This is a genomic window from Streptomyces sp. NPDC014623 (assembly GCF_043088245.1).
In the GTDB taxonomy this organism is placed as follows: domain Bacteria; phylum Actinomycetota; class Actinomycetes; order Streptomycetales; family Streptomycetaceae; genus Streptomyces.
Window position 1 is genome coordinate 253,171 of record NZ_JBIBZU010000008.1, and the last position, 18,311, is coordinate 271,481.

14 protein-coding genes are annotated in these 18,311 nt (G+C 70.3%); 7 read left to right on the top strand and 7 right to left on the bottom strand.

Going from position 1 to position 18,311, the window contains the following annotated elements; genetic code table 11:
- Nucleotides 1–131 precede the first annotated feature (131 nt).
- Nucleotides 132–917, top strand: coding sequence for an SAM-dependent methyltransferase (locus ACF1FZ_RS15975; protein ID WP_391773984.1), 786 nt, complete (start codon nt 132–134; stop codon nt 915–917).
- Nucleotides 918–942: 25 nt separating this feature from the next.
- Nucleotides 943–1,572 (top strand): class I SAM-dependent methyltransferase, encoded by a 630-nt coding sequence (locus ACF1FZ_RS15980; protein ID WP_391773985.1) that lies wholly within the window; start codon nt 943–945, stop codon nt 1,570–1,572.
- Nucleotides 1,573–1,605: 33 nt separating this feature from the next.
- Here ACF1FZ_RS15980 and ACF1FZ_RS15985 read toward each other — a convergent pair whose 3' ends face one another.
- The 4 genes from ACF1FZ_RS15985 to ACF1FZ_RS16000 form a co-directional block, all read right to left on the bottom strand.
- Nucleotides 1,606–4,290: a SpoIIE family protein phosphatase gene (locus ACF1FZ_RS15985; RefSeq protein ID WP_391773986.1), complete on the bottom strand. Its 2,685-nt coding sequence runs from the start codon at nt 4,288–4,290 to the stop codon at nt 1,606–1,608.
- Between the two features lie 287 nt (nt 4,291–4,577).
- On the bottom strand, nt 4,578–5,477 hold the full coding sequence (locus ACF1FZ_RS15990; RefSeq protein WP_391773987.1) for a carbohydrate ABC transporter permease: 900 nt from the start codon (nt 5,475–5,477) through the stop codon (nt 4,578–4,580).
- Nucleotides 5,474–6,439, bottom strand: a complete 966-nt coding sequence (locus tag ACF1FZ_RS15995; RefSeq protein ID WP_391773988.1) for a carbohydrate ABC transporter permease — start codon at nt 6,437–6,439, stop codon at nt 5,474–5,476. The genes ACF1FZ_RS15990 and ACF1FZ_RS15995 overlap by 4 nt, the downstream gene beginning before the upstream one ends.
- Entirely contained in the window at nt 6,436–7,776 is a 1,341-nt protein-coding gene (locus tag ACF1FZ_RS16000) for an extracellular solute-binding protein (RefSeq protein WP_391773989.1), read from the bottom strand. Before ACF1FZ_RS16000 ends, ACF1FZ_RS15995 begins: the two co-directional genes overlap by 4 nt.
- Before the next feature lie 458 nt (nt 7,777–8,234).
- On the opposite strand from ACF1FZ_RS16000, the gene ACF1FZ_RS16005 reads away from it, so the two are divergent.
- The 4 genes from ACF1FZ_RS16005 to ACF1FZ_RS16020 all read left to right on the top strand — a co-directional run bounded on the left by ACF1FZ_RS16005 (nt 8,235) and on the right by ACF1FZ_RS16020 (nt 13,142).
- On the top strand, nt 8,235–9,149 hold the full coding sequence (locus tag ACF1FZ_RS16005; protein ID WP_391773990.1) for a diiron oxygenase: 915 nt from the start codon (nt 8,235–8,237) through the stop codon (nt 9,147–9,149).
- 9 nt (nt 9,150–9,158) lie between these two features.
- Nucleotides 9,159–10,829: an FAD-dependent oxidoreductase gene (locus tag ACF1FZ_RS16010; protein WP_391773991.1), complete on the top strand. Its 1,671-nt coding sequence runs from the start codon at nt 9,159–9,161 to the stop codon at nt 10,827–10,829.
- A 45-nt stretch (nt 10,830–10,874) separates the two neighbouring features.
- Entirely contained in the window at nt 10,875–11,870 is a 996-nt protein-coding gene (locus ACF1FZ_RS16015) for a hypothetical protein (RefSeq protein ID WP_391773992.1), read from the top strand.
- Between the two features lie 384 nt (nt 11,871–12,254).
- Entirely contained in the window at nt 12,255–13,142 is an 888-nt protein-coding gene (locus tag ACF1FZ_RS16020) for a short-chain dehydrogenase/reductase (RefSeq protein WP_391773993.1), read from the top strand.
- Nucleotides 13,143–13,203: 61 nt separating this feature from the next.
- Here ACF1FZ_RS16020 and ACF1FZ_RS16025 read toward each other — a convergent pair whose 3' ends face one another.
- Nucleotides 13,204–13,335: a hypothetical protein gene (locus ACF1FZ_RS16025; RefSeq protein WP_391773994.1), complete on the bottom strand. Its 132-nt coding sequence runs from the start codon at nt 13,333–13,335 to the stop codon at nt 13,204–13,206.
- Nucleotides 13,336–13,425: 90 nt separating this feature from the next.
- On the opposite strand from ACF1FZ_RS16025, the gene ACF1FZ_RS16030 reads away from it, so the two are divergent.
- Nucleotides 13,426–14,871, top strand: coding sequence for a glyceraldehyde-3-phosphate dehydrogenase (locus ACF1FZ_RS16030; RefSeq protein WP_391773995.1), 1,446 nt, complete (start codon nt 13,426–13,428; stop codon nt 14,869–14,871).
- Nucleotides 14,872–14,959: 88 nt separating this feature from the next.
- On the opposite strand, the gene ACF1FZ_RS16035 is transcribed toward ACF1FZ_RS16030, so the two are convergent.
- On the bottom strand, nt 14,960–15,961 hold the full coding sequence (locus ACF1FZ_RS16035) for an alpha/beta hydrolase (RefSeq protein ID WP_391773996.1): 1,002 nt from the start codon (nt 15,959–15,961) through the stop codon (nt 14,960–14,962).
- Between the two features lie 180 nt (nt 15,962–16,141).
- Nucleotides 16,142–18,304, bottom strand: coding sequence for a SpoIIE family protein phosphatase (locus tag ACF1FZ_RS16040; protein WP_391773997.1), 2,163 nt, complete (start codon nt 18,302–18,304; stop codon nt 16,142–16,144).
- Nucleotides 18,305–18,311 lie beyond the last annotated feature (7 nt).

The window sequence follows — 18,311 nt, forward strand, 5'->3', positions numbered from 1 at the left end:
CCCGGGGAGACGTCTGCTCCCCGGGGGCCGCCGCTGCCACCCCGCAGCCTCAACGGCTGTCTCTGACGGTTGAGTTGTTGTGGCAGACTTCGCAGGTGGAGCGGTCCACCTCATCTGCAACGGAGCTCGTCATGACGACTGGGACACCTCATCCCCCGATCGACACCAGCAGGCCCCATTCGGCACGCGTCTACGACTCCCTGCTCGGTGGCAAGGACAACTACCCCGTGGACCAGGCGGTGGCCGAGCACCTGCCGGCCGAGGCGAAGGCCGGGGCGTTCCAGAACCGTGCCTTCATGAACCGCGCGACGGCCTGGCTCGCCGGTGAGGGTGTCAGCCAGTTCCTGGACATCGGCACGGGGATCCCGACCGCGCCGAACCTGCACCAGATCGCCCAGGAGATAAATCCGCGCTCCCGGGTCGTCTACTGCGACAACGACCCGATCGTCCTGCGGCATGCCGAGGCCCTCCTGATCAGCCGGCCGGAGGGGGCGACGGACTATGTGCACGCGGATGTGCTCGAGCCGGCCACGATCATCGAGGCGGCTCGCAAGGTCCTGGACTTCGACCGCCCCGTCGCGCTCTCGCTCCTGGGTCTCCTCCATTTCCTGCCCGACGACCTGAACCCGGTGTCCGTCGTGCGCACCCTGACGGCGGCCCTGGCACCGGGCAGCTACGTGGTGCTGTCCCAGGGCGCGTCGGACGTGAACCCCGAGCGCGGGGAAGAGGGAGCGGCCGAGTACGGCAAGGGCGGCATCCGGCTCGCGCTGCGCACCCGCGCCGAGTTCGCCCGCTTCTTCGAAGGCCTGGACATCGTCGAGCCCGGCCTGGTGACGGCTCCCGAGTGGTTCCGCGGCACACCGGCCCCCGAGCGGGAGATGAGCGGCGTCTACGTCGCGGTCGCCCGTATCCCGTAGCGACGGTCCGGAAAGGGGCGTCATCATGACCGAGGGCCACCGGCCTGCGGCAGCCGAGGTGTTCGACGCCATCGGGGCCGACTACGAGACGGCGTTCGCCGGCTCGGGGGCACACCTCGACTCGCTGAACCGGCTGCTGGGGCAGCTGGCTCCGCACAGCGGGATTCTGGACGTCGGCAGCGGTACGGGCCGGCCGACCGCCCGCACACTGGCGGCCGCCGGGCACGAGGTGCTGGGTGTCGATGTCTCGCCCGTCATGGTGGAACTGGCCTCCCACCGTGTTCCCGAGGCCTCCTTCCGCTGCGCCGACATCCGTGAGTTCCCCCTGGAGGAGGAGAGCTTCGACGCGGTCTGCGTCTACTTCTCGCTGCTGCAGATGTCGCGCGACGAGCAGCGCGCCCTCGTGCACCGCCTGGCGGGGACGCTCCGGCCCGGCGGCCATCTGGTCCTGGCGACCGTACCGCTGGACGTGGAGGACGTGAGCACCGTCTTCATGGGCCAGGAGGTGCGGGTGACCAGCTTCGGCCCGGAAGCGTTCAGAGCACTCGTGACCGGCGCCGGGCTCACCGTCGTGCACGAGGCGGACACGGTGTTCACGCCGTCGCGTCCGGGGGCTGCGCCGGAACCCCATCTCTTCCTGCACTGCCGCCGGTGACCTGACGCTGTCCGGTCGTTCCGGCCCTTTCGCCTACGGTTGGGGCAGCTGTTCCGTCCAGATGACCTTGCCGCCGTCGTCGGTGTAGCGGGTGCCCCAGCGTTCGGCCAGCTGGGCGACGAGGAACAGTCCCCTGCCCCCCTCGTCCGTGCTGGCCGCCTGGCGCAGGTGGGGCGAGGTGCTGCTGCGGTCGGACACCTCACAGATCAGTGTCCGGTCACGGATCAGCCGTACGCGGATGGGGCCGGTGGCGTAGCGGATGGAGTTGGTGACCAGCTCGCTGAGGATCAGCTCGGTCGTGAACGCCTCCTCGACAAGATTCCACTCGGCGAGCTTGCGGGAGACGTCCGAACGGACCCGGGCGACCGCTGCGGGGTCACAGGGCACGTCCCACTCGGCCACGTTCTCGGCGGCGAGACGGCGGGTGCGGCCGACGAGCAGCGCCACGTCGTCACGGGCCCTGGCGGGCACCAGGACGCGGAGGACGGTTTCACAGGTCTCCTCCGGCGTCCTGTCGGGGTGCCCGGACAACGTTTCGCGCAGCAGTTCCAGCCCGTAGTCGATGTCCCGGTGCCGTTCCTCCACGAGCCCGTCCGTGTAGAGCACCAGCCGGCTGTTCTCCGGGAGCTGCACGTCGAGGGTCTCGAAGGGCATACCGCCGAGCCCGAGGGGCGGGCCACCGGGCACGTCCGCGAACACGGCGTCGCCCTCGGGGCTGACGATCACCGGCTGGAGGTGACCGGCCCGCGCCATGGTGCAGCGCCCGGACACGGGGTCGTAGATCGCGTAGAGGCAGGTGGCCCCGGTGACACCGCCTCCGTCGGAACCCTCGGCCGTCTCGTCCAGGTCGATGCGGGCGACGAGTTCGTCCAGGTGCCAGAGCAGTTCGTCGGGCGGCAGGTCCAGGGTGGAGAAGTTGTGGACCGCCGTGCGCAGACGTCCCATGGTGGCGGCGGCGTGGAGCCCGTGCCCCACCACGTCACCGACCACGAGTGCGACCCTGGCGCCGGGCAGCGGGATGATGTCGAACCAGTCTCCGCCGACTCCGCCCAGTCCGCCGAGCCCGGCCTGTGCGGGGAGGTACCGGTAGGCGGCGTCGATGGCGCTCTGGTCGGGGAGCCCCTGCGGCAGCAGGCTGCGCTGCAGGGTGACCGCCACGTTGTGCTCACGCGAGTAACGGCGCGCGTTGTCGATGCTGACCGCGGCGCGGGCGACGATCTCCTCCACGACGGACAGGTCCTCGTCCTCGAACGGCTCGGGCCTCTGGGCGCGCCAGAACACGGCCACGCCGAGGATCACCCCCCTGGCCCGCATCGGGACGGCGATCAGCGAGTGGAATCCGCATTCCATGATGCGCTCGGCTCGTGCCGGGTCAGGCTGCTGCCATCCTGACAGCTGCGCCAGATCGGTGTCGAGAACGGCTTCGCCTCTGAACAGACCGGCCCCGATCACCGTGGTCGGCGGGAAGCGGACCACCGAGCCCAGCGGATGGAGCCCCGTGTCGTCGCGGCGGCCGCTGAAGGCCGAGCGGCGCAGGCCCTCGGTGGTCGCGCGGGCGGCTGTGGGTTCCTCGCCGCGCAGCACCCCCTCGGCCAGGTCCACGGTGGCGTGGTCGGCGAATCTGGCCGTGGCGAAGTCCGCCAGTTCTTCACACGTCCGTACGACATCCAGGGTGGTGCCGATCTCCGTGCCCGCGTCGTAGAGGAGCTTCAGCCTGCCGCGCGCCATGGCGGCGCTGCCCGTGAGGGCCTGCAGCTCCGTGGTGTCCCGCAGGGTCGTCACGCTTCCGGGCGGTCCGCCGTTCCTGTCGGTGGCCCGCTGGCTGACGGCCAGGAGGCGGTCACCCACGGAATGCACCTCGTCGGTCGCGCTGCGTCCCGAGGCCAGCAGCGCGGTGGTGACCGGGCCGAGCCCGAGCTCCGTGACGGGCGTGCCCTCGATGTCCGGTGGGAGGCCCAGGAGTCTTCGCGCCTCGTCGTTGGCCAGCAGGAGCCGCCCGTCGCCGCCGAGGATGAGCACGCCCTCGCGTACGGCGTGCAGAACGGCGTCGTGGTGCTCGTACATCCGGGTCATCTCGGTCGGGCCGAGACCGTGGGTCTGGCGTTTCAGCCGTCCGGTGACGAGTGCCGTGCCTCCCGTCGTGAGCAGGAGCACCCCGGTGGCGGAGCCGAACAGGAGGGGGAACTGGTCCTCGACGACGCCGCTGACGTTCTTGATGGTGATTCCGGCGGACACCAGGCCCACGACCTCGCCGTCCGCGCCGGGCACGGGAACCACGGCCTGCACGAGCGGGCCGAGGGTTCCGTCCACCTTCTCGGTCACCACCCGGCCGGTCAGGGCGGGTGCCACCTCGCCGACGAACTTCTTGCCGATCCGGTCGGGCAGCGGGTGGGTGTAGCGGATGGAGTCCAGGTTCATGACGACGACGAAGTCGACTCCGGAGCCCTTGCGCGCCGCCTCGGCCTTCGGCTGGAGCACTGCGGTGGGGTCGGGGCCCTTCAAGGCGGCTGCCGTGCCCGGACCGTTCGCGAAGGCCTCGGCCACGGCGACGGAGCGGTTACGGGCCTCGCGGTCGCTGTCGGCGCGGGACTGCAGCACGAGCGCGGCCACGGAGGCAGCGACGAGCAGCACCACGATCGCCACCTGCAGGAGAAAGACCTGACCAGCGAGGCTTCTCATGGGGAGAAACGAACGCAGGCGGCCGTAGTGTCCGGCCATGTGACCCTTTCTACACGGCTTCCCGCTTCCTCGCCGCCCCGCCGGCCTCGTGGACCGGCCGGTACGGCCGCCTGACACGCGGTCCGGTGCCGAGGAGGAGGGAGGTGACCGGTGCGGACCCCGCGACGAGTGGTGTGCGCCGGTCCACGCCCGGCGCGGAGGACGGCGCCGGGCCGGACCGTGACGGCGACCTCGGCGGGTGTGGTGCTGTGCTGCCGACGGGGGCGCGGAGATCGCCTGGGCCCGTACGGATGCCGTCCGTACGGGCCTGGAATCCGGCGCCGCTCCTACTGGCCGGCGAGACCCGTGTGGGCGATACCCCGCACGATCTGCCGCTGGAAGAACGCGAAGACGATCAGGAGCGGCATTCCCGCGATCACAAGAGAGGCCATGATCTGGGCGTAGCGCACCCCGAAGGTCGACTGGACGTTGACGAGGCCGACGGGAAGGGTCATGCCACCGGGGTCGGTGGTCACGAGGAACGGCCACAGGAAGTTGTTCCAGGTGGAGATGAAGGTGAAGATCGCCACGGCCGCCAGCACGGGCCGGGACAGCGGTATGACGATCGTCCAGAACACCCGCCAGCGGCCGGCGCCGTCGACGAAGGCCGCCTCCTCGAGCTCCCTCGGTACGCCTTCGAAGAACTTGACCAGGATGAACACCATGGCGGGCACGGCGACCTGGGGCAGGATCACGCCCCAGTAGGTGTCGACGAGGCCCAGCTGGACCATTTCGCGGAACAGGGGCGCGATCAGCACCTGCGGGGGCACCATGATGCCGGCGAGCACCAGCCCGTAGAGCAGCCGCCGGCCGCGGAAGTCGGTGCGTGTGAATCCGTACGCGGCCATCGCGCATGTCACGACGGTCAGCACGGTGGTCATGACGGAGACGTAGGCCGAGTTCATCAGCCAGACCATCAGGTCGCCCGACTCCCAGACCTTGCTGTACGCGTCGAAGGTGACGCGCGAGCCGATCCAGGAGAGCGGTGTCTTCGTGGTGTCGCCCTCCGGCTTCAGGGAGGTGGCGACGGCCCAGGCGAGCGGCAGGAGCCACGCCGCGGTGAGGAGCAGGGCGATGACGAGCAGGACGATCCTGCCGCGCGTCCACCGCAGGCGACGGCCCCCGGCGTCGGTGGAACGCTCGGACCGCGGGGTGGGACGGGGGGTGACGGTGGCGGAACCGCTCACTTCGCGGCCTCCTCAGCTCGGCGCCGGGACAGCAGCGGCTGCACCAGGGAGACGGTCAGGATCAGGGCGAAGAAGATGTACGAGACGGCCGAGGCGTAGCCGATGCGGTAGCCCGTGAAACCCTGCTGGTAGACGTACTGGAGGATCGGCCGGGTGGACTCGTCGGGACCGCCGCCGGTCATGATGTAGACCTGGTCGAAGATCTTCAGCGAGGCCAGTACCTGGAGGACCACGACCAGTCCGGTGGTACGGCGCAGCATCGGCAGGGTGATGCGCAGGAGCCGGTCCCACGCCCCTGCCCCGTCCAGCTCGGCGGCCTCGTAGAGATGCGTGGGGATGGCCTGGAGGGCGGCGAGGTACAGCAGGAAGTTGAAGCCGACGGTCCACCAGACGGTGGTCGCCACGATGCTGAGCATGGCGTACCGCTCGTCGGTCAGCCAACCGATCTCCGGGGTCAGTCCGACGGCTGCGAGCAGCTGGTCGGCGAGGCCGTAGTCGGACGGCAGGATCATGTGCAGGAACAGCAGGCACACGACCCCGGACGGCAGCAGGAACGGGGCGAACCAGCTGAGCCGCCACAGCCACTGGACCACCCGCAGCTGGTGGGCGAGCAGTGCCAGCACGAGACCGACGACGACGAGGGGGACGGTGGACAGGACCGTGAACCAGACGGTGTTCCACAGCGACGACCACACCTCGGGGTCACGCACCGCCTCGGCGTAGTTGTCGAGGCCGACGAACTCCCCTCCGGTACCGGTGATGTCCTCACTGGTGAAGCTCATGCCCAGGCCGGATACCAGAGGCCAGACCAGGAACATGGCGTACACGAGGAAGAAGGGCGTGACGAACACCAGGCCGTGTTCGGTCCACTTCCTGCGCACAGCGCGGGCCGGACGCCGGGCCGCGCCCCCGGCGGATTTCGCCACGGGTGCCGGCGCCGCCGCTGTGGTGGTGGAGGTCATGACGCGGCTCCCGGGAGGGGGTTGCGGGTGTCGAGGAGTTTCCGCAGCCGCGTCCTGGCCTCGGTCAGGGCGTTGCGCGGGCTTCGGGAGCCGGTGAGAACCCCGGAGAACACGGCGCCGAGCTCGATCCACAGCCGGGAGGCGGAACCGGCGAACCACGCGGGCTCGTCCAGCGCCACATCGTTGATCACTGTGCGGTACTCGGACTGCGGCTTCAGGGCGAGATAGGCCGGATCGTCCAGCACCGGCAGATAGGCGGGCACGTGCCCGCCCTCGGCCCAGGCCACGGAGTTCTTGAGCATCCAGGCGACGAGGGCGTGGGCCGCCTCGTTCGGGGCGCCGCCGCGGTCCTCCTGGTGCGGCAGGACGAAGGCGTGGCAGTCGGCCTGTGTGGCCGCTGAGCCGAAGAGCGCGGGAATACGGGTCATGGAGAACGGGAGCCCGGTGGCCCTGAAGCTGCTGATCTCCCACTCACCGTTGAGGTGGAAGGCGGTCTTCCCTCCGTTGAAGACACCGACGGACCCCGGGTAGTCGACGCGGCGCACCATGAGCCCCTCCTCGGTGAGCCGGGCCAGATACTCCAGCACCCGCAGGGCCTTGTCGTCGTCGAGCGCCAGGCGCTTCCCGTCCGCGGAGAGCACCGTGCCACCGGCCTGGGCGTAGAAGCTGGAGAAGAGACGCCAGGGAGTGATGCAGTCGGGTCCGAGCGTCTCGGTCACCAGACCCGGCCGCCCTGTCGTCTTCTTCGCGGCGCACAGCGCCTCGGCGAAATCGTCCGCGCCGCTGATCGTCCTGAGCCGGCCGCCCGACATGAGGCCGGCCTTCTCGCAGACCTCGGTCTGGTAGTAGAGGACGAAGGGGTGGGTGTCGAGCGGGACCGCGTACTGTTTGCCGCCCATCCGGCCCCGGCGCCAGATGTCCGGCGGGAAGTCCTCCTCCCGCACGCCGTGTCCGGCCAGCAGATCGAGGTCGAACGGGTCGAGGAGCCTGCCGGGGGCGAAGCCCGCGAGCCTGGCGAGGTGCAGGGCGGCGAGCTCGGGGGCCCTGCCGCCGGCACCGGCCATGCCGAGCTTGGTGTAGTACGGGGCGCCCCATTGCAGGGTCGAGGCCTCGAGGGCGATGTCCGGGTGACCGGCCCTGAAGTCGTCCAGCATTCCCTGCATGTTGACGCCGTCGCCACCGCCGAACAGATGCCAGTACCGCAACAGGGTCTGTCCAGGGCCGGCTGCGGTCGCGGGCGCGGCGCAGCCGGACAGGGAACTCAGGGCTCCGGCGGCGGCCAGGGCGCCGGCACCGCCCGCGAGGGCTCGGCGCCGGCTGAGGAGAGGTGGTTGCATGGCGGCTCGTCTCGGCTCGTCTCTGAGGTGCGGGGACGCGTGAAGGGAAGGCAGCGTGTTCGGTATTTCGACGCACGACCGTCACTTCGGACGGGACCGTAGGCCCGGGAAATGGCGGCGTCAATGACTCGCGCTGAAATTGCGAACGATGTTCGGCACTGCGAACAAGCAGCCCTTCGCCGGCTCCGGCCGGTGACAGGAACGCGCGCACGGGCATACGCGAGGAGATATCGCGAGGATGAGCGCACATTTCTTACTGGGGGGTAGGCCTGCCCGGCATCCTTGCTATACCTTCCGTCTAACAAGCGGGGCGAAGGGCCGTCCGGCAGGGGCCGGCACCGGCCCCTGCCGGACGCTGCCGCCATCCCCCGTCAGCGACACGGGGCATGACGGGCCGTCACCGACAGCGCACATGTGACAGCACCAAGGACATCCCTGACGAACCGAGGAGCCGCACCATGGCAAGCAGCACCGTCCGGCCGGACGCCGAGGACCGGCCTCCCGAGGACCACCTCACCCGCCGCCTGCTCGAATCGGCCGCCACACTGGCGTACGACCCGGCCACGGAGGTCGACTGGGACACACCGCTGGACAAGGAGTTCCACGGGGCCAGCCCGGAGTGGAGCACCCTGTACGGCACCGCGTACTGGGGCGAGCTGACCGAGGCGCAGCGCAAGGAACTGACGCGCCAGGAAGCCGCTTCGGTGGCCAGCACCGGCATCTGGTTCGAGATGATCCTGCAGCAGATGGTCCTGCGTGATGTGTACGCGAAGGACCCCACGAGCGCGGACGTCCAGTGGGCGCTGACCGAGATAGCCGAGGAGTGCCGGCACTCGATCATGTTCGCCCGCGGCGCACAGAAGCTGGGCGCCCCGCCCTACCGGCCGCACCGGCTCGCGGTGGAGCTCGGCCGGGCCTTCAAGACACTCGCGTTCGGCGAGGCCGCTTATGCGGCGATCCTCGTCGCGGAGGAGGTCCTCGACGTCATGCAGCGCGACTGGATGCGGGACGAGCGGGTCGTGCCCTTCGTCCGCACCATCAACAACATCCACGTCGTCGAAGAGTCCCGGCACATGAAGTTCGCCCGCGCGAAGACGCGTAAGCACCTCAGCGGCGCAGGCCCGGTGCGACGGCAGATCAACGCACTCGTCATCGCGATCGCGTCGTACGTCATCGTCACCAGCATGGTGAACAAGGACGTCTACGCCAACGCCGGACTCGACAAGAAGCGCGCCCTCGGCGAGGCGAAGGCCAATGAGCACCACAAGTCGATGATGCGCTCGAGCTGTTCGGGGCTGATGGACTTCCTGGCCTCGGCCCGCCTGCTCACCAAGCCCGCCCTGATGTTCTACAAGCGCGCCCATCTGATCTGAGCGGACATCATGACCTACGCGATCACCCAGACGTGCTGCAGCGACGCCACCTGTGTCTCGGTGTGCCCCGTCAACTGCATCCACCCCACGCCGGAGGAACCGGACTTCGGCCGGACGGAGATGCTCTACATCGATCCGAAGTCCTGCATCGACTGCGGTGCCTGTGCGGACGCCTGCCCGGTGGACGCGGTGTTCCCGGTGGACAGCCTCCCGGCCGCACAGCAGGAGTACGGCCCGCTCAACGCGGCGTACTTCGCGGAGCGCGAACCGGAGCAGACCCCCGGGGGGCCGAACTTCCACGTGTGGGGGGAGCCGGTCTTCAAGCGCAGCCTGCCCGCGGACTTCGCACCGATCCGGGTCGCGGTCGTGGGCACCGGGCCTGCGGGGATGTACGCCGCCGAGGACTTGTTGCTGCACACGGGCGCCGAGGTGACGCTGATCGACCGGCTGCCCGTCGCGGGCGGGCTCATCCGCTACGGGGTGGCACCCGACCATCTGTCGACGAAGAAGGCCGGGGACGCCTTCGCCAGGTTCCACACGCACCCGAGGGTGCGCATGCACCTCGGCCTGGAGGTGGGCCGGGACATCACTCCGGAGGAGCTCGCCGCGCATCACGACGCGGTGATCTACGCCGTCGGCGCACCTGCCGGGCGCAGGCTCGGGATTCCCGGCGAGGGCCTGCCCGGCAGCGTCTGCGCGACGACGTTCGTCTCCTGGTACAACGCGCACCCCGAGGTCGCCCCGGACGCCGTGGACGTGTCCGCGGAGCGGGTCGTCGTGGTCGGCAACGGGAACGTCGCCCTCGACACGGCGCGGATCCTGGTCTCGGACCCCGACGCGCTGGCCGCGGGCGACATCGCCGGTCACGCGCTGGAGACCCTGCGGGACGGCTCGGTGCGCGAGGTCGTGCTGCTGGGACGGCGGGGGCCCGAGGACGCGGCGTACACCAGGTCCGAGCTGCTCGCGCTCAAGCACCTGGACGGCGTGGAGCTGATCGTCGACGATCATGACCCACGCACCGGTGCCGCGATCGACGCCGCGGCCCCGGGCAGCCGGGCCGCGCTCCTGCGGGGCGTCACCCGCGAGGTGGTGGACTGGTCGCGCCCCTCGGCCGGCCGACGGATCGTGTTCCGTTTCCACTCCACGCCGGTCGAGGCACTCGCCGGTGCGGACGGCGCCGTCGGCGCGGTACGGGTGACGGACGGCGCGGACGCCACGAGGAGCACGAGCGGCCTGGAGATTCCTGCCGGACTGCTGCTGCGGGCGGTCGGCCAGCGCGGACTGCCGGTCAGCGGGCTGCCGTTCGACGAGGCGAGCGGCACCGTTCCGCACGAGGGCGGCCGGGTGACGGGCCGGCCGGGGACCTACGTCGTGGGATGGATCAAGCGCGGCCCCTCGGGCGGCATCGGGGCCAACCGCACCTGCGCCGCCGAGACCGTGGGCACACTGCTGGACGACGCCGTCAGCGGCGCGCTGCCCACGCCCGGGCAGGGGGCGAAGGCCTTCCAGCGGCTCGTGCGGCGGCGTAACCGGAGGGTCGTCGATGGCCGCGGCCTGGCGGAGATCGAGCGCGCCGAACTGGCCCTGGGGCGCCGTGCCGGCCGCCCCAGGGTCAAACTGGCCACCGTTCCCGAGCTGGTGGCGGCTGCGAGAGGCGGCCGCCGGCGGATTCCCGGCTGAACACCCCGGCCCTCCGGCGGTGTTCGCGGACCGGGCGCGCAGGTCGTGGACGGGCGGAGAGAGGCCAAGGTCGTCTTCGTCTCCCGCGGAAACGCCGGCCGGGTACGGGAGGTGACGCTGTGCACCATGGAAGGTGGTCATCCCACCGAGGTGAGCGACATCGCCGACCGCATGCGCGACCGGCTGGTGACCGCGGCCTGCGCCCGCCAGGTCGCCGAGGACTACGACATCGTCCGCGGCGCGATCACCGCCGAGGCGTGGCAGGAGAGCCCCGTCCCCGGACAACTGGCCGAGGCCGGGCGACGGATGGGTGAGCTGGGACTGCTCTCACCACCGTTGAAGGTGTCCGACTTCGTTTCCGAGCAGCTGGCCGACATGTACGAGCTCTACATGGGGATGCGGGGCTCCAGCGAGGGCATGCTGTTCGCCTTCGATCCCGGCCTCGACTGCCTCGTGGTCAGCGCCTCAGGGTCCTGGGACGTCGACAAGCGCGCCCTGAGGCGTGAACAGACCGTGGCCGTCGAGCCGCGCCTGGCCGGCGGCCGGCGCCTGCGCGTCCTGGCGCCGGCCGGTGTGCTGCCGATGCAGCCCTCGGTGGAGACATGGGAGATCTGCGCCCTGATGGAGGCCTGCCCGACCGTCCGCGTCACCAAGGACGCCTCGGGCGCCTGGGTGCTGGACCCCGGCGGGCAACGCGAGGTCCCCCTCATCCGGGCCGGCATCCATGCCCACGTCGGCGTCGTCTCCAGCGACGACACGGTCGTCGAGACCGTCACGGCAGACCGCGAGCAGTTCCCCTACGGTTTCGGCTGCGGCACCGACCTGACCGTCGAGATCGCCCGTGACACCGTCCGCCGCTCCCACGCCGTCAACGACCCGGCCGACGATCGGGCCTACGTGCGCTGGCCCCTTCTGTACCACGGGGAGATGGCCGTCGAGCTGTGGAAGCCGGGCCTGCCCGCCCAGCCCTTCCACGGTCTGCTCGACCTGTACGGCACGGCGGTGCGGTTCACACCCGACGACGTACCCCAGCCGGTATGAGCCGCCGCGGTGGCCGGAGGGGCGGAGCCGGCCGGTCGGCTGCAGGACGCCGGTCAGGACCACGTCGCGGGCGTCCCGGCCGGCACACCGCATCCGTCGGGCGCCTCCCGCCCGTCCGGCGCCTCCGGCCGTTCGTCCCGGGTCCGGCCCTCGGGTCCACGTCCCTTGCAGGGCACCGTGACGGGCGCGGTCTTCGGGAAACCGGACCCGGGCCGGCGGGTGCGACGCCCCGCCCGGCCACGTCCTGCGACGAGGCGGCGCACCACGAAACCCCTGAGGGCCCGCGCCCGGCCGTCGGATCCGGCCCCGTGCGGGAAACGGCCGGGACCGCGCTTCGCAGCGGACCTTCCGCACTCCCCCGCACACTCGTCAGAAGAACGGCCCATGGCACCGAACCGCCTGTCGGACAAGACCGTACTCATCACCGGAGCCGGTGGTGGGATCGGTGCAGCGACCGCCCGGGCCCTGCACGCCCGGGGAGCCAACCTTGCCCTCACGGGCCGCACCGTCTCCCAGCTCGCCGAGCTGACCCGTGAGCTGGGAGAAGACCGGACACTGCCTCTGCGTGCGGATGTCACCGACCTGACAGCCCTGCAGAACGCGGTGACTCACACGGTCGACCGGTTCGGGGCGCTCGACGTCGTCTTCGCCAACGCGGCTGTCGCTCCCGCCGTCCCCGCCACCGTCGCGACCGTCGAACCCTGGCTGTTCGAGCACATCATCGAAGTGAACCTCCTGGGCGTGTGGCGCACGGTGCGGGCGTCCCTCCCTCAGATCATCGCCAGCCGCGGCCATGTCCTGGTCACCTCGTCCACCTACGCCTACATCAACGGTGCGGTGAACGCCCCCTACGCAGCTTCCAAGGCCGCGGTCGAACAGTTCACCCGTGCCCTTCGCGTCGAACTGGCCATGCACGGGGCCACCGCCGGTGTTCTCTACCCGGGATGGGTGCACACCACGATGAGCCGTCCGGCCCCGGGAGGGCACGAACTCACCACCCGGATGCGGGAAGCCGCCTTCCCCCGTCCCCTCGCCACCGCGGTCACCCCCGAACTCGTCGCCCGCCGAGTGGTCCGGGGTATCGAGCACCGCACGGCCCGCATCACGGTTCCCCGGCGCTGGCAACCGATCGGGATCCTGCGCGGTGTCATCAACCCCTTCAGCGATCACCTCCTGGCCCGGCACCCCGAGATCCAGCCGCTTCTGCGGGCTCTGGAGAACACCGCACGCAGGCCTTCCCGCCATCTCACAGGTGAGGACGAGGGAAGGTGACGCCACGGCCTACCTCGTACCGGCCCTCCGGCGTACAGGGCGTCGAGCCGGAGCAGCGTGATCACCTGCGGGCGCCCCAACGGCCTGTGAGGTTCACGTACTCGCTCTCCTCGCGGAGGTGGTGGAGGCCGGGGCGGCCGTCGAGCGTCCTGGGTCCGTAGTGGTCCGCGAGCTGCTCGTGGTCCTTCGGCATGCCGAGGCGGATCCCGGCTGGATGCCGATTGCACGGCCGAAATCAGGTGCGGTTAACATATGAGCACCGCCTAGCTCGAAAGATGGACTTGTGACTGCCACCGAGGACTCGTTCACCAACTGGAAGACCCGCGAGGAGATCGCTGAGTCGATGATCCCGATCATCGGGAAGCTGCACCGGGAGCGGGACGTCACGATCCTGCTCCACAGCCGCTCCCTGGTGAACAAGTCGGTGGTCAGCATCCTCAAGACCCACCGGTTCGCCCGGCAGATAGCCGGCGAGGAGCTCTCGGTCACCGAGACGCTGCCGTTCCTGCACGCCCTCTCCGCGCTCGACCTCGGTCCGTCGCAGATCGACATCGGCATGCTCGCCGCGACGTACCGGACCGACGGCCGAGGCCTGTCGGTGGACGACTTCACCGCCGAGGCCGTGGCCGGGGCGACCGGCGCCAACAAGACGGAGCGGCGCGAGGCGCGCGACGTGGTCCTGTACGGATTCGGCCGCATCGGCCGCCTCCTGACCCGGCTGCTCATCGAGAAGACCGGGTCCGGAAACGGCCTGCGGCTGCGCGCCATCGTCGTACGCCGGGGCGCTGGGCAAGACCTCGTGAAGCGCGCCTCGCTGCTGCGCCGTGACTCCATCCACGGCCAGTTCCAGGGCACGATCACCGTCGACGAGGCGAACAGCAGGATCATCGCCAACGGCAACGAGATCCAGGTGATCTACTCCGACGACCCGACATCGGTGGACTACACGGCGCACGGCATCAAGGACGCCATCCTCATCGACAACACGGGTCGCTGGCGCGACCGCGAAGGCCTGTCCAAGCACCTTCAGCCGGGCATCGCGAAGGTCGTGCTGACCGCGCCCGGCAAGGGCGACGTCCCCAACATCGTGCACGGTGTCAACCACGACACGATCAAGCCGGAGGAGCAGATCCTCTCCTGCGCCTCGTGCACCACCAACGCGATCGTCCCGCCGCTGAAGGCGATGGCCGACGAGTACGGTGTGGTGCGCGGCCACGTGGAGACCGTCCACTCGTTCACCAATGACCAGAACCTTCTGGACAATTACCACAACTCGGATCGCCGTGGCCGCTCGGCCCCCCTCAACATGGTCATCACCGAGACGGGTGCCGCGTCCGCCGTCACGAAGGCCCTGCCCGATCTCAAGGCGAAGATCACCGGCAGCTCCATCCGCGTCCCGGTGCCGGACGTCTCGATCGCGATCCTGAACCTGCAGCTCGAGCGCGGCACCAGCAGGGAGGAAGTCCTCGACTACCTCCGTAACGTGTCGCTGACCTCGCCTCTCAGGCGCCAGATCGACTTCATCACCGCTCCCGACGCGGTCTCGAGCGACTTCATCGGCTCCCGCCACGCCTCGATCGTCGACGCGGGCGCGACCAAGGTCGAGGACGACAACGCGATCCTCTACCTCTGGTACGACAACGAGTTCGGCTACTCCTCGCAGGTCGTCCGGGTCGTCCAGCACGTCTCCGGCGTCGAGTACCCGACCTACCCGGCTCCGGCTGCCTGATCCCGTCCGGCGGCTCCCGGTACCGCGAGGCGGCGCCGGGAGCCGTCGGACGGCGCCCGGACGGACAGGACGGGAGAAGTCCCGGCTGTCACCGGCGCAGCGCAGCCACCAGCATCGGCAGGGAGCGGCGCAGCTCCCGGTGCCCGTAGGTCCCACTGTGCCCACCTGGGTACAGGTGGGTGGTCACGGGTGCCCCCAGGGACGTGAGCCGGTCGCCGAGCATCCTCGTCTCCTCGCCGCAGACGGCTTCGGTGACGGATGTGACGCCGTCGTCGGCGAGTGCCACCCACTTCTCGGTGCCGGGAATGTGGGGATCGGACTCCTCCCCGTCGAGCGGGCCGGGCTTTCCGTCTCCGGAGGCCAGGTAGACGGGGGTGTGGCGCAGCCCTCCGGCGTGACGGTAGGGATCCCAGTCGAGCCAGTTCCTCCACTGCTTCCACGGGTCACCGAAGATCGCGTAGCCGTCCACACCGACGAACTTCGCCCCGGAGAGCCACATCTCCGGGTGCCGGACCGGATGCACGGGTGCCCCGAAAGCCGCGACCGCACCGAACAGGCCCGTGACCCGGGACGCCATACCCAGGGCTCCGAAGCCGCCCTGGGACTCACCGGCCGCCGCCCTGTTCGGCCCGGCCCCGTAGTCCCACTCCATCAGAGGCACGACTTCACGGAGGAAGTACGTGCGCACCCGGGGAGTGCCGCCCTCGCCGTGGTTCCACCAGTCGGTCCAGAACCCGAACAGCGGCATGCCCGGCATGACCACCAGGACATCGCGCAGTTCGGCCAGTTCCTGCACCTTGAAGAGGGTGGTCCAGGTGGTGTGGTCACCGTCTCCGCCTGCCAGCAGATAGAGGGCCGGCCAGCGGTCACCGGGGCGGCGCCGGTCCCAGCCGCGTGGTGTCAGCAGGGCGACGGTGCTCCGGCCGCCCAGGGCAGGGGACTCGACGGTCAGCTCGACCAGCCGTTCGTCCAGCCGCCGTTCGGCGACGACCTGACCGGTGGCGTCGGCGGGGGTCGCGCCGAGCAGGGCGCCGGCGCCCAGCAGGGCACCGCTCGTCAGGAGGGTGCGGCGTGTGCGTGCGTGCGACATATCTGTTTCTTCGGCCGCCTCCCTCTCCGTCTTGAGCGAACGTCAGAGCCTGTGAAGCGAACATCCTGCGCGGACCGGTGTTCCGTCGGCGCGGAAGCGCCGCACAGCCGTGACGGAAGCGTTCGAAGGACTCGGACACGAGCTGACGGACGGTCCCCCCTGCCACGGAAGCAGCCGGAGTCAGCCGAGGTCCGCCTCTTCCGTGTCGGGCAGGGGCTGTTCGGCCCAGATGGTCTTGCCCGTGCCGGTGTAGCGGGTTCCCCAGCGCTCGGTGAGACTGGCGACGAGCAGGAGACCGCGTCCGCCCTCGTCGAAGATCCGGGCACGGCGCAGATGGGGCGCGGTGCTGCTGCCGTCGAAGACCTCGCAGATGAGCGCGGTGTCCCGGATGAGGCGGAGCCGGATCGGATCGCTGCCGTAGCGGATGGCGTTGGTGACCAGTTCACTGACGACCAGTTCGGTGGTGAACACGGCGTCGTCCAGGCCCCATGCCCTCAGTTGGGCGGAGGCACGTTTGCGGATGTTCGGCACGACGGCGGGATCGGCGGCCAGGTCCCACGAGACGTAGTGGTCCGCGTCCAGACGACGGGTCCGGGCCAGCAGCAGGGCGACGTCGTCGTTCGGCTGCTCGGGAACCAGTGCGTCCATGACGGTGTCACAGGTCTCCTCGAGGGAGCACGAGGGGCGGCCGAGCAGGTCACACAGTTCGGCGAGGGCGGCATCGATGTCCCCGTCCGCCGTGTCGATCAGCCCGTCCGTGTACAGGGCCAGCCGACTGCCTTCGGGCAGCTCGAACTCCGCCGCTTCGAAGGGCAGGCCACCCACTCCCAGCGAGGGGCCGGAGGGCAGCCGCAGCTGTTCGACGGTGCCGTCGAGACGGACCAGCATCGGTTCGGGGTGACCCGCCCTGGCCATCGTGCAGCATCCGGCCGTCGGGTCGTACACGGCGTACAGGCAGGTCGCACCGGCGACCGTCGCGCCGTCGGCGCTGTCCGCCGGCTGTTCCCGGTCGAGCGTCAGGACCAGGTCGTCGAGCTGGGTGAGCAGTTCCTCGGGAGCGAGGTCGACGTCGGCGAGGGTACGCACGGCGGTTCGGAGCCTCCCCATGGTGGCCGAGGCGTGGAGCCCGTGGCCGACGACGTCGCCGACGACCAGGGCCACCCGGGCCCCGGACAGCGGGATGACGTCGAACCAGTCCCCTCCGATGCCGGCGCCGTCGGTGTTCGGAAGATAGCGCGCGGTGACCTCGACAGCTCTCTGACGGGCGGCCCGGCGGGGCAGCAGGCTGCGCTGCAGGGCGAGGGCCGTGGCCCGCTCGCGGGTGTAGCGGCGGGCGTTGTCGACGCAGACAGCCGCTCGTGAGACCAGCTCGGCGGCGAGCTGCAGATCCGCCGTGCCGAAGCCCCCGGGGGTCCGGTGGCGGCAGAACAGCACGATGCCGAGGGTGACGCCGCGTGCCTGTAGCGGAACGACCAGTACCGAGTGAATTTTGTTGACCCTCATGTTCCGGGTCCGTGCCGGTTCGTTCGTCGCCCATCGCCGCAGGGCCTCTTCGTCGATGGTGTGGCGCGACGGTTCACCGGCGATCAGAGCGCGGCCCACCACGGAGTCCCGGCCGTACTCATGGACGGCGCCGAGGGGGACGACCGATTCGGGGCAGCCTTCGAGCACCGACCTCTGGGCCGCCCGGTGGAAGGAGATCTTGTCCCTGTGCGTCACGGAGCGCGCCTCGTCGCCGGCCAGTACCTCGGCGAGCAGGTCGACGGTCACGAAGTCGGCGAAGTCCTCGATGCCGAGCTCCGCCAGTTCCTCGGCGGTGCGGCCCACGTCGAGGGTGCTGCCCAGGCGCACACTGGCCTTGTTCAGTGCGGCCAGGCGCCGGCGCGCCCAGAACTGGTCCGTCGTGTCGAGCGTCACGACGGACACGCCCCGGACCTCACCGGCGGCATCGCGCACAGGTGACATCGCCGCCTGCCAGATGTGCTCGCTGCCCTGCACCACGATGTGGGTCTCATAGGGCTCGCCCACACCCGTCCTCAGCACCCGCTCGATGGCTTCGGCAAGCCCTTCCCCGCCCTCCAGGAACAGTCCTGGCTCGATTTCCCCGGGCATCAGCCCGACCAGGGACGCCTCCGGTCTTCCGACAGAATCCGCCGCCGCCTCGTTGGCCATGGCGAGCAACTGGTTCCGGTCGAAGTAGGCCACCGGTACCGGCAGCTGCTCCAGAATCGTGCAGCGCACTTCCTCGGACAGTACGTGGGCGGACCGTCCGCCTCCGGCCGCCGGTGTGGGCTCACCACCGCCGGCAGGCGGGTTCCCGCGGTCCGCCTCGCCCATGCTCATGGGCCCA

Coding starts and splice junctions, on each gene's coding strand:
- ACF1FZ_RS15975 (WP_391773984.1), top strand. CDS start 132: ATGACGACTGGGACACCTCATCCCCCGATCGACACCAGCAGGCCCCAT.
- ACF1FZ_RS16005 (WP_391773990.1), top strand. CDS start 8,235: ATGGCAAGCAGCACCGTCCGGCCGGACGCCGAGGACCGGCCTCCCGAG.
- ACF1FZ_RS15980 (WP_391773985.1), top strand. CDS start 943: ATGACCGAGGGCCACCGGCCTGCGGCAGCCGAGGTGTTCGACGCCATC.
- ACF1FZ_RS15995 (WP_391773988.1), bottom strand. CDS start 6,439: ATGACCTCCACCACCACAGCGGCGGCGCCGGCACCCGTGGCGAAATCC.
- ACF1FZ_RS16025 (WP_391773994.1), bottom strand. CDS start 13,335: ATGCCGAAGGACCACGAGCAGCTCGCGGACCACTACGGACCCAGGACG.
- ACF1FZ_RS16010 (WP_391773991.1), top strand. CDS start 9,159: ATGACCTACGCGATCACCCAGACGTGCTGCAGCGACGCCACCTGTGTC.
- ACF1FZ_RS16000 (WP_391773989.1), bottom strand. CDS start 7,776: ATGCAACCACCTCTCCTCAGCCGGCGCCGAGCCCTCGCGGGCGGTGCC.
- ACF1FZ_RS16020 (WP_391773993.1), top strand. CDS start 12,255: ATGGCACCGAACCGCCTGTCGGACAAGACCGTACTCATCACCGGAGCC.
- ACF1FZ_RS16040 (WP_391773997.1), bottom strand. CDS start 18,304: ATGAGCATGGGCGAGGCGGACCGCGGGAACCCGCCTGCCGGCGGTGGT.
- ACF1FZ_RS15985 (WP_391773986.1), bottom strand. CDS start 4,290: ATGGCCGGACACTACGGCCGCCTGCGTTCGTTTCTCCCCATGAGAAGC.
- ACF1FZ_RS16035 (WP_391773996.1), bottom strand. CDS start 15,961: ATGTCGCACGCACGCACACGCCGCACCCTCCTGACGAGCGGTGCCCTG.